General features: G+C 30.4%; 12 protein-coding genes. 5 read left to right on the top strand and 7 right to left on the bottom strand.

Annotated features, from left to right (window positions below; all coding sequences use genetic code 11):
* Position 1: 1 nt before the first annotated feature.
* From ACTTAW_RS07100 to ACTTAW_RS07125, 6 genes are all read right to left on the bottom strand, one after another.
* On the bottom strand, positions 2–1,054 hold the full coding sequence (locus ACTTAW_RS07100; protein WP_440651744.1) for an ABC transporter ATP-binding protein: 1,053 nt from the start codon (positions 1,052–1,054) through the stop codon (positions 2–4).
* A 5-nt stretch (positions 1,055–1,059) separates the two neighbouring features.
* Positions 1,060–1,914 carry a sn-glycerol-3-phosphate ABC transporter permease UgpE gene (gene ugpE / locus ACTTAW_RS07105; protein WP_440633654.1) on the bottom strand — a complete coding sequence of 285 codons (855 nt, stop codon included), beginning with the start codon at positions 1,912–1,914 and terminating at the stop codon, positions 1,060–1,062.
* The gene (gene ugpA, locus ACTTAW_RS07110; protein WP_440633655.1) at positions 1,914–2,795 is read right to left on the bottom strand and encodes a sn-glycerol-3-phosphate ABC transporter permease UgpA; all 882 of its coding nucleotides are present in this window, start codon (positions 2,793–2,795) and stop codon (positions 1,914–1,916) included. Before ugpA ends, ugpE begins: the two co-directional genes overlap by 1 nt.
* Positions 2,796–2,840: 45 nt before the next feature.
* Positions 2,841–4,151: a sn-glycerol-3-phosphate ABC transporter substrate-binding protein UgpB gene (ugpB, locus tag ACTTAW_RS07115; RefSeq protein WP_440633656.1), complete on the bottom strand. Its 1,311-nt coding sequence runs from the start codon at positions 4,149–4,151 to the stop codon at positions 2,841–2,843.
* Between the two features lie 115 nt (positions 4,152–4,266).
* A complete protein-coding gene (locus ACTTAW_RS07120; protein ID WP_440651746.1) occupies positions 4,267–5,403 on the bottom strand; it encodes a TauD/TfdA family dioxygenase in 1,137 nt (378 codons plus the stop codon).
* Positions 5,403–6,134, bottom strand: coding sequence for a class II aldolase/adducin family protein (locus ACTTAW_RS07125; protein ID WP_440651748.1), 732 nt, complete (start codon positions 6,132–6,134; stop codon positions 5,403–5,405). Before ACTTAW_RS07125 ends, ACTTAW_RS07120 begins: the two co-directional genes overlap by 1 nt.
* Positions 6,135–6,254: 120 nt before the next feature.
* Here ACTTAW_RS07125 and ACTTAW_RS07130 point away from each other — a divergent pair, with 120 nt between their 5' ends.
* The gene (locus ACTTAW_RS07130; RefSeq protein ID WP_440634329.1) at positions 6,255–7,280 is read left to right on the top strand and encodes a quaternary amine ABC transporter ATP-binding protein; all 1,026 of its coding nucleotides are present in this window, start codon (positions 6,255–6,257) and stop codon (positions 7,278–7,280) included.
* 7 nt (positions 7,281–7,287) lie between these two features.
* Here the strand turns inward: ACTTAW_RS07130 and ACTTAW_RS07135 are convergent, their stop codons facing one another.
* Positions 7,288–7,686: a GFA family protein gene (locus ACTTAW_RS07135; protein WP_440651750.1), complete on the bottom strand. Its 399-nt coding sequence runs from the start codon at positions 7,684–7,686 to the stop codon at positions 7,288–7,290.
* A 43-nt stretch (positions 7,687–7,729) separates the two neighbouring features.
* Between ACTTAW_RS07135 and ACTTAW_RS07140 the strand changes: the two genes are divergently transcribed.
* Genes ACTTAW_RS07140 through glpD form a run of 4 tightly spaced genes read left to right on the top strand, consistent with a single transcriptional unit; the run spans position 7,730 to position 11,362 of the window.
* Positions 7,730–8,197, top strand: a complete 468-nt coding sequence (locus tag ACTTAW_RS07140) for a thioesterase family protein (RefSeq protein WP_440651752.1) — start codon at positions 7,730–7,732, stop codon at positions 8,195–8,197.
* A 40-nt stretch (positions 8,198–8,237) separates the two neighbouring features.
* Complete coding sequence (locus ACTTAW_RS07145; RefSeq protein ID WP_440651754.1) at positions 8,238–9,191, top strand: DMT family transporter; 954 nt, start codon at positions 8,238–8,240, stop codon at positions 9,189–9,191.
* Complete coding sequence (locus tag ACTTAW_RS07150) at positions 9,188–10,156, top strand: 2OG-Fe(II) oxygenase family protein (protein ID WP_440651756.1); 969 nt, start codon at positions 9,188–9,190, stop codon at positions 10,154–10,156. The genes ACTTAW_RS07145 and ACTTAW_RS07150 overlap by 4 nt, the downstream gene beginning before the upstream one ends.
* 54 nt (positions 10,157–10,210) lie before the next feature.
* Positions 10,211–11,362 (top strand): glycerol-3-phosphate dehydrogenase, encoded by a 1,152-nt coding sequence (gene glpD / locus ACTTAW_RS07155; RefSeq protein WP_440651758.1) that lies wholly within the window; start codon positions 10,211–10,213, stop codon positions 11,360–11,362.
* Positions 11,363–11,429: the final 67 nt, after the last annotated feature.

Here is an 11,429-nt window from a genome sequence, read left to right on the forward strand (position 1 = left end):
ATCAATCAATCCTATTTTGATTTGTAGTACTGAATAAATGTATTTTAGTCTCCTCTAAGTCTAAGCCTACCTCCTCACCAGAAACATCTTTATCAAGAATTCCAGGCACACTAACAACAACCACTTCATTAGAGGATTTTATTCTACAATGTACAAGAGTGTTGGAACCTATCAATTCTATAAATTCTACGTTTACTTTAAATTTTCCATTTGTATTTATAGTTAAGTGCTCTGGCCTTATTCCAAAAAAAACTTCTCCCTGATGTGAAGAGTTTACATTTAATTTAAAGTCAGCAATTTTTACTTCACCGTCCTTAACTGTACCATTCAATATATTCATTGCCGGGCTTCCAATAAATTGTGCAGTAAATAATGTTTGTGGTTTTTGATAAACATCTAACGGTGTTCCAATATGTTCAACATTTCCTTCATTCATCACAATCATCTTGTCTGCTAGTGTCATTGCCTCTACCTGATCATGAGTAACATATAAAGAGGTTACATTTAATTTTCTTTGAAGTTTTTTAATTTCCAATCTCATTTGAACTCTCAATTTAGCATCTAAGTTTGATAAAGGTTCGTCAAAAAGAAAGACATCTGGTTTTCTTACTATTGCTCTTCCCATGGCAACCCTTTGCCTTTGACCACCTGATAATTGATTTGGTTTTCTTTCTAGTAGATCACTTAATTCTAAAATTTCAGCAGCTTCATTTACTCTTGATATAATTTCATCTTTGGGTGTTTTTTGAATTTTTAAACCATATGACATATTTTCAAAAACCGTCATATGTGGATAGAGAGCATAATTTTGAAATACCATTGCAATGTTTCTTTCCATTGGCTCAAGATCATTCATTTTTTTTCCATTAATTATTATTTTCCCACTATTGATCTCTTCAAGACCAGCAATCATTCTTAATAGAGTTGATTTCCCGCATCCTGATGGCCCAACTATAACTATCAATTCTCCATCTTTGATATCAGCACTTAAATCATGTATGACATTGTTCTTCCCATATGATTTTTTTATATTTTGTAAATTTATCTTAGCCATATCTTTTATTTTTCACTTTCTAGTAAACCTTTAACAAAAAATCTTTGCATAGTTATAACTATTAAAACTGGAGGTACCATTGCCAGAATTGAGGTTGCCATGATTGTTGGCCAATGACCAAAGTCGTCACCACCTGGTATCATTTGATTAATACCCATCACAATCGTATTCATATTTGGATCAGTTGTCATCAATAGAGGCCATAAATACTGGTTCCATCCATATATAAATAAAATAACAAATAAAGCTGCAATATTTGTTCTACTTATAGGTACTAAGATATCTATGAAAAATTTCATAGGTTTCGCTCCATCCATTCTAGCAGCTTCAACCATCTCGTTTGGTATGGTCATAAAAAATTGTCTAAATAAAAAAGTCGCTGTAGCTGATGCTATTAATGGAAATATTAATCCTGCATAACTATTTAATAGATTCAATTTCGCTGCAATCTCATACGTAGGCACGATCCTTACTTCTACAGGTAGCATCAATGTTAAAAAAATTAACCAAAAGAAAAATTTTCTCCCAGGAAATCTAAAATAAACTATTGCAAATGCTGAGAGTAAAGAAATTGTAATTTTTCCTATAGTAATTCCAAGCGCCATTACCGCTGAATTAAACAACATTCTTAAAACTGGAATATTTTTTTCATATCCTTCTGCTGATTTCTCAGTTAAAGCATAGGTATAATTTTCAATAAAATGAGACCCAGGTAAAAGTGGGAGTGGTGGCTGAATGATATCCTGTTGAGTGACTGTCGAAGCAACAAAAGTTAGCCAAACTGGAAAGAAAATAAAAGCAATTCCTATAATCAAACCTAGGTGAGACATGAAATATCCTTTTTTATTTCTTTCAATCATCAGTAATGAACTTTTCTTTCTATGTATTTAAACTGAATAACAGTTAACAAACCAACAACTACTAATAAGATAACAGATTGTGCTGCACTAGATCCTAAATCTTGACCAACAAAACCATCTGAATAGACTTTATAAACTAAAGTTGTGGTTGATTGTTCGGGTCCCCCAGATGTAATTGTGTGAATTACACCAAATGTTTCAAAAAAGGCATAAACGATGTTAACAACTAATAAAAAAAACGTAATTGGTGATAACAAAGGAAACACTATTGTTCTAAATCTTTTCCAAAAACTTGCTCCATCAATTGCTGCTGCTTCTATGATTGATTTTGGAATTGCCTGTAATCCTGCAAGAAAGAATAGAAAATTATAGCTTATTCTTCCCCATGTCGAAGCTAATACAACTAATCCCATTGCTTCTTCACTATTTAAAGCATGGTTCCAATCGTAACCTAATAAACCTAAATACCAAGAGACAACACCAACTCTACTTGAAAATAAAAACATCCACAACACGCCTGCAACAGCAGGAGCTACTGCGTATGGCCAAATTAAAAGTGTTTTATAAACCCCAGCACCTTTAAAAATTCTATCAGCTAATAATGCAAAATATAAACCAAGTCCCATTGATAGAACAGAGACACTTGTGGAAAAGAAAATTGTAGTTACAAAACTTGATAAATAATAACTGTCACCAAATAAAAATAAAAAATTTTCTAACCCAACAAATTCTGAACTTAATCCAAATGGATCAGGTAGATACAATGAATTTGAAATAGCTTGTCCCGCAGGATAGAAAAAAAATATTATAGAAATTATTAATTGTGGTGAAATTAATAAAATGGGTAACAACCATCCTCTAAAAAAAACTTTTTTTTCCATATGAAAAATCTGGGGGTTGGATAACCCCCAGATAGATTAAACTATTTACTTATTAGCTTTTTCAAATCTTCTTAAAAGAGCATCTCCTCTTTTAACAGCACTATCCATAGCTACTTGAGCTGATTTGCTACCAGTCCAAATTGCTTCTAACTCTTCATCGATAATACCTCTGATTTGATCAAAAGAACCAAGTCTCAAACCTTTTGAGTTATCTGTTGGTGCTTTTGCCATCATTTGTTTTCCAGCAATATCCGTACCAGGATTTGCATTGTAAAAACCATCTGCAGCTGTCTTTTCACTTGCTGCAATTGTGATTGGCAAATAACCAGTATCTTGGTGCCATTTAGCTTGGATATCAGTTCCTGATAGGAAATTAATAAAAGCTGCTACACCTTTATACTCGTCTGCAGAGTGACCAGACATTACCCATAATGATGATCCTCCAATGATAGTATTCTGAGGAGCTTTTGTTCCTGCATGATAAGGCAAAGGTCTGATTTCAAAATCAAATTGAGCTTCTTTTTTTATACCAGCATATCCAGCAGAACTTTCTGTAAAGAACATACACTCACCTGCTCTAAAGTTTGCTCCACCTTCGTTTCTTCTTCCAGCATAAAAGAATTTACCCTCTTTAGCCCAGTTACCCATCATTTCTAAATGCTTAACGTGTAATGCACTATTGAAAGATAGAGATGTGTCTAAACCTGCAAATCCATTTGCTTTACTTGCAAAAGCAACATTATGGTAAGCAGAAAAGTTTTCTAAATGTATCCAACTTTGCCAAGCAGTAGTAAGACCACAAGAAGTTCCTGCTGACTTTGCTTTATCAAGTGCCATGCCAACATCTGACCAAGTAGCAAGACTCATGTTTGGATCTAATCCAGCTTTTTTCATCAAATCTCTGTTAACCCATAAAACTGGAGTTGAAGAGTTGTACGGCAATGAAAGCATTTTACCATCTGTTGTAGTGTAATAACCTTTAACAGGTGGAATGTATGCATCAGGATTAAAACCTAAGCCAGACTCAGCCATTACTTCGTAAACTGGTTTAATTGCACCTTTTGCAGCCATCATAGTTGCAGTTCCAACTTCAAAAACCATAAGTAAATGTGGTTGTTGCTTTGCTCTGAATGCAGCAATACCAGCATTTAAAGTCTCTGAGTAATTACCTTTTCTAGTATGAATTACTTCATAATTATTTTGACTTGCATTAAATTTTTGAACTTGCTCGTCCAAAAGTTCTCCTAGTCTTCCACCAAATGCATGCCACCACTCAATTTGAGTTTTTGCAAACACAGAAGTAGTAGAAAGCATTAGGAAAATACTAAATTGAATAAATATTTTTTTGATATTCATTTTTTCCCTCTCGTTGTTTTTTTATAAAGACTACAAAAAAATTTTAAAGAATTCCAAAATTTATTTAGAGTTATTCAGTGTGTGGCAAATTTTAATTTTAATTTCTACTTCAGGTTTAATTGCTCTTTAAATATTTTAATCTTCCTATAATTTCATCACGATCCATGTAATATCCTTGGAGATGTCTGTGACCAGAATTTGGATCAAATTCAGTTCTCCCATGAAGCAATCTTCTATTGTTGAAAGTAAAAATATCTCCTGGCCCTAATCTAAATTTAATTTGAAATTTATCATCGTGTAATAAATTTCCAAATCGATGATGAGCTTTATAAACTTTGTCCATTAAATCAGGATGGCAATCTAAGGCATCCATAGTTGCAACACTAAATCTAATGTCGTGATAATCATTATCTTTAGTTAAAGAAATTGCTGGCGCATAATAACTTCTTACTGACTCTTGTGTATAATCCATATCTCGAAATTTGAGGTGAACATTAACTAGTGTATCAAAGATTTCCTTTTCATTTTTTCTTAAATAATCAGCAACTGCAAATCCATCTACAGCTGAAGAATCTCCACCATTTGCAGAATTAACCAGGCAGTGAAGGAATTGATAACCTGGAGGTGTTTCAAACCAAGGTAAATCCATATGATTTCTCAAAGCATGTGCTGTATAAGCAGAATTATTTGGTTTTGGAATATTAATTACCTCAAATGGAGTTTTAAAAAAAGTTTCTCTAGTATGACTAATTCTATTTAAAACTTTAAACCCAGAGTTCTCATCTGTCGGTGCATTTTTTACAATTGCAATTCCAGTATGATGCAAAAGTTCCAACCATTTTATCAAGCCTTCATCTGAATTAACGATTTCATCATGATCAATTTCTACAGATTTTAAATGATCTTGAAGAGAATTGTCCCAAAGCTTGTAGGGTGATTTGTATTCTAAATTGTTCTTAATTGTATAACAATTTTCTCTCAACCATTTTTGATCATAATAACTAACATGATCTCCTTCACTCCATTCAATTTGAAGTTTACCATCATTGTTCAAAGAAAATTTTTTAGGATTTATATCTTTAGATACTTTGAGAATGTTAAACATTCTATGACGAGAATCTTTATCGTGTGCTGTAGGACAATTATCTCTTAACCACAAATAATTAAACTTGCTTTTTTTTCCATCACTCCAATCAACTTCTAAATTAGTAGAATTTTTAGTTATATTTTCAATTTTATAATTTTGTTCCATCAACTTTTATAATTTGAATTTTCGCGATCTAATTTTCTTAATAATGCAGCCCACTCTGTTTTTCCATCATAATTATAGTCATCTGAACTACTCATATTGTCCCAAAAATAAGCAGCTTTTTGTTTGTCTATTTCATGTTTAGTTAGTCCCATAGATAAGTTTTTAACCTGAACAGTGCATGCTTGTTCTAAATAATAAGCTCTAAAAAATGCTTCTGCAGCAGTTTTACCTACCGTGTAGTATCCATGATTTCTTGTAATTAAAATATCGTGCTTCCCTATAAGATTTTCAAATTTTTTTCCAAAATCTTTATCCTCAACAAATTCGTAATCGATATATCCAATTAAATGATTTAAATAGACTGCTGCTTGTGAAAGATGCATCAAACCTTCTTTGGTTCCTCCAACTGCCATAACATCATTAGCATGTCCGTGAACATAAAAGTTAACATCAGAACGTGAATTAAAAATCCATTGTGCAAGATTGATACAACCATCATTTAACCATGGTCCATCTGAATTTATTTTTCTACCATCTTTATCAATCTTTACTAAAGATGATGCTGTAATCTCTTCATAAAACATTCCATAAGGATGAACAAAAGAACAATCTTTATCTTCAGCTGATCTAGCCCCAGCACATTGATTAGCTAAATCTGTCATCCCATACATGTGTAAAATTCTATAAAGAGCTGATAGTTCACATCGAACATCATGATCTGATTTGGTCATAGATTAAATGATTATTTAAATGACTAACAAAATCAAACAAAATCGAATTTTTAAAAATCAATTATAAGTTGTATAGAAATTGTTTTACATTATGCTCTATGAACTGTTAGAACTTAATTGATGTCAAAAATCGAAATCAACAACGTATATAAAATCTTTGGTAATAATCCAAAATCAGTACTTCCAATGGTCAAGGAAGGTTCAACTAAAGATGAAATATTAGAAAAAACTGGGCACACAGTTGGATTAGATAATGTTTCTCTTAAGATTGAAGAAGGTGAAACGTTTGTTTGCATGGGTCTTTCGGGCTCAGGAAAATCTACATTAATTAGACATTTAAATAGACTTATAGATCCAACTGATGGTGAAATTTTGGTTGAGGGCACAAATGTGATGTCGCTTGATAAAGAAAAGCTAATTGAGTTTAGAAGACACAAAATGAGTATGGTCTTCCAAAGGTTTGGTTTATTCCCACATAAAACAGTTTTACAAAATGTTGGATATGGTTTGGAAATGCAAGGTAAGTCTGAAGATGAGAGAAATAAAATCTCAATGGAAAAAATTGATGCTGTTGGATTAAATGGATTTGAAAATCAATATCCAAATCAATTATCTGGAGGAATGCAACAGCGAGTTGGTTTGGCAAGAGCATTAGCAACAGATACGGATATAATGTTGATGGATGAAGCTTTTAGTGCTCTAGATCCACTAATAAGAAGTGATATGCAAAAACAACTTATTGATCTTCAATCAGAATTAAAAAAAACAATTGTATTTATTACTCATGATCTTGATGAGTCATTGAGATTAGGTGACCATATTGGAATTTTAAATTCAGGAAAATTAGTACAAGTTGGAACGCCAGAAGAAATTATAATGAACCCTGCAGATGATTACGTAAAAGCTTTTGTTAAAGATGTGAATAGAGCAAAAGTAATCAAAGCAAAAATAATTATGAAAAATTTAAATGAGTCTGAAAATATAGATAAATCAAACGTTATTAAAGTAAATGAAGATCAATTTATTGAAGAATTTTTACCTCAAATAGTTTGTTCAGACTCAAATTGTGAAGTAGTTGATAAGAACGGTAATATTAAGGGTTATATTACTAATCAAGAATTACAATCTTCTTTAACTAAATCTTAAAATAATATTATTTAGCAAATCTTTTATATTTTGGAAGTTTGTCATTGATTTGATAAAAATCTGACTTTGAACCTACAAATATATTTCTAAAAGTTTTTAGTTTTGTTTTACCATCAAACATTCCTGCAGAAATTGAAACATTGTCAGATTTATCAACTTTATAAAATATACTTGCCCCACATTTATTGCAAAAACCTCTCTTGGAATTCTTAGATGACTTAAACCACTTTAAAGTAGTTTTGTTTAAAAATTTAAGTTCTTTGTCTTTAATATTTGTATAGGCTCCAAATACACCATGAGTTTTTCTGCATTGCACACAATGGCAATTAGATACACTTCTTAGTTTATTAAGTGTTTTAAACTTTACACCTTTGCATAAACAACTGGCTGTTAATACTTTTTTCATAAAAAACTTATTATATGATATTAATATTAAATTAAAAAATTAAATGTCAGTTTTTCTTAAAAGCTTCAATATCACAAAGAACTGGGTTGATTATAACAATCATATGAACATGGCTTATTATGTTTTGATATTTGATGAAGCATGGGAAGTAGCACTTGAAAAATTTAAAATGGGAGCAAGTGCAGCAAAAAATCTAAATAGAAGCACTATGGTTGTCGAGACAAACACTAAATATCTTAATGAGGTCAAAGAAGGAGAATCTGTTGATATAAACCTTACTTATTTTGACCATGATAAAAAACGATTACATTTAAAAATGGAAATGATTGCAAAAGAGACAAAAAAAATCTCGGCATCAATGGAATGGATATCTCTATATATTGATCTAAGCAAAAGAAAGGTAACAGAATTCGAAGAAGAAAAGTTGAAGTTGATGGCTGCTTTTGTAAAGGAAAATGAAGCTGAATTTTCAAGTGAAAATCTTTTGTTCTCTTCAAAACTGAAGAAATAATTAAATATTATTCATTATCTTATTTTGGTATAGGTGCAAAATGAGTACCGATAATAACTCTAAAGGAATTGTTCTTATTATTATTGCAATGACTTTATTTGCAATGCAGGACTCACTAATCAAATTTATATTTGAAAAAGCAGCATTATATGAAATTTTTTTTGGCAGATACTTTGTTGCTGCAATTTTACTGTTTTGCTACATCAAATTTAAAAAGCAAAAGGTTAGTTTAAAAACCCACTATCCAATATTAACTTTGGTAAGGGTAGTTTTACACTTTTTGGCTTTTTCAGCGTTTTTTATTTCTCTTACTTACATGCCATTAGCAACAGCTAATGCACTTTTTTTCTCCTGCCCTTTTTTTGTATCAATCTTTGCCAAATTTTTTTTAAAGGAATTTATTGGTATTAGAAGATGGTCTGCAATTGTATTTGGTTTTATAGGGGTGTTTATAGTTTTAGATCCGAATTTTTCAGACTTTGAATACAAAAGTCTACTTCCAGTTGGATGTGCATTTTTTTATGCAGCCTCTATGACAATTACAAAATATACCTCTGACAAAGATGATGTAAACACTCAACTATTTTATTTCTATTTAATTGCGCTCATATTATGTGGAGCTATTTATCTCTTTATGGGCAATGGTCAGTTTAACAATTCTAATTTTGATCCAACAACTCAATTTATTTTTAGAGAATGGTTTTCTAACTTTGATTACACATGGAAATTTATATTATTTTTTGGTGTAGCAGCATCAATTGCTTTTCTTTGTATATTTTCTGCATACATAGTTGCATCTCCATCGGTTGTTTCTTTATTTGAATACTCTCTAATTATAATGTCGATGATACCAGGGTATTTCCTATTTAACGAGATTCCATCTGGAAGAACATTTCTAGGTGTTGCGTGTATAATAGCAGCTGGAATATACATATATTTAAGAGAGAAAGTCAGAGAGCAATACATTGCAACAGAAACACCTGTTAGAAGATGACCAAAAATTATATACCCACAATTAACATATCATCACTTATCAAAAATAATTTTGAGACCCTGAGTGCGTTAAAAACAATTAAAGAAATTGAGAAAGCTTGTGTAAATATAGGTTTTTTTCAAGTGACGGGACATGGTCTTAATTTGAAAGAAATTAATAAAATATGTGAAATAGGAAACAAGTTCTTCAATTTGTCAGACAGTAAAAAAAGGAAATTATCACCAAAAAAATGGAATAAAAAAAATAACAATCTTTACAGAGGTTATTTTCCAAATGATGTAAATGGAAAAGAGGGTTTGGATATAGGAGATTTAAAAATTACTAAGAAATATTCTTCAAAAACCAGAAACCAATACATTGAATATTTAGATCTTAATAAATGTTTTAACAAAACTTCTATTGAGGCCTTGAATAAATATTTTGAAAATATTTACAATTTAAGTGAAACTTTGTTTAAAAGTGTAATAAAATTAAATAAACTTGATCCAAATATTTCAAACAAAGCTTTTTCAAGGTTAAAAACTTTAAGTACTTTAAGATTTAATTATTATCCAAATCAAACAAGGCCAGTGGAGATATCAAAACAAGATGGAGTTGCACTTGGATGTGAAACGCATGTAGATAGTGGAATATTTACAGTTCTATACCAAGATAAAAAAGGCGGTCTTCAAGTACAGAATAGAAAAACGAAAAAATGGTATGATGTACCATTTAATAAAAAAGCTTTAGTAGTAAATACAGGAAGGGCTTTAGAGTTTTTAAGTCAAGGTAAATTTAAAGCTACAAATCACAGAGTACTATGGAATAAAAGCAAGAGACTTTCCGTTCCATTCTTCTTTGAGCCCTCTTATGACTTTAAAATGAGTAAATCTTTCCTTAATTCAAAAAAATACTCTAACACAGGTCAGATTTACGAAAAATTTCTAAATCAATCTTTAAAAAAATTTATTGAATATCAACGTTAGAATAATTTAAGTCGTTGAAAATTTATTATTTAATTTTATAAACAATTTAGTTTGATGTCTAAAGTATTTGATTTATTCATAATAGGTGGCGGTATAAATGGAGCTGGTATTGCAAGAGATGCTTCTGGAAGAGGTTTGTCTGTATGTTTAGCAGATAAAGGAGAAATAGGAGGAGCAACTTCTTCTTGGTCAACAAAATTAATTCATGGTGGCCTCCGTTATTTAGAAAATTATGAATTTAAATTAGTAAGAGAGTCTCTTAAAGAAAGAGAGATTGTTTACAAAATTGCAAAACACATTTCAAAGCCAATTCCATTTATTATTCCTCATACTGATAAAATTAGACCAGCATGGTTAATTAAATTTGGTTTGCTTTTGTATGATAATTTGGGTGGGAAAACTAGTATTCCAAAATCAAAAACATTAGATCTTAATAAAAAATTTCCAAATATTCTTAAGGAGAAATTCAAAACTGGTTTTCAATATTACGATATTCAAATTGATGATAAAAAATTAACAAAACTAAATGCACAAGATGCAAAAAAAAATAAAGCCAAAATACTAGAATACAATAAAGTTAAAAAAGCTGAAATTATTAATAATGAATGGGTCATTAGTCTTCAAGATAGAAAAAAAATAAAATCAAAAGTTTTAATAAATGCATCAGGACCATGGATAAATGAAACTTTGCATAAAAATATAAAAATAAAATCTAAAAATAAAATCAGATTAGTTAAAGGTAGTCACATAATTACAAAGAAATTATACAAAGAAGATGTTGCATTTACATTTCAAAATACAGACAAAAGAATAATTTTTGTAATTCCCTACAAAAAGAAATTTTCATTAATTGGAACAACTGAGGTGGAAGTTAAATCTCCAGAAAATACTGTAATATCAAAACAAGAAACTCAATATTTAATTCGATCAGTAAATAATTATTTAAGAAAACAAATCAGCAAAAAAGATATAGTTGATACTTATTCAGGAATAAGACCTCTAATAGAGGATTTTAAAGAAGCCTCAAAAGTTACAAGAGATTATGTTTTTGATTTACAAATTGTAAAAAAATTACCACTTTTAAACATTTATGGAGGAAAACTTACTACATACAGAAAGCTGTCTGAAAAAGTCCTATTAGATCTTAAAAAGTTTTTACCCAAAACAAAAAAAGGTCCATGGACAGATAAAAAGAAGCTTTTTTAGATTTCCACTGCTATTAAAAAGTGATATCGTTATTTTATAAAGCGATACATAACTCGTCGTTAAAATC

The organism is Candidatus Pelagibacter sp. HIMB1495 (assembly GCF_052047955.1).
In the GTDB taxonomy this organism is placed as follows: Bacteria; Pseudomonadota; Alphaproteobacteria; order Pelagibacterales; family Pelagibacteraceae; genus Pelagibacter.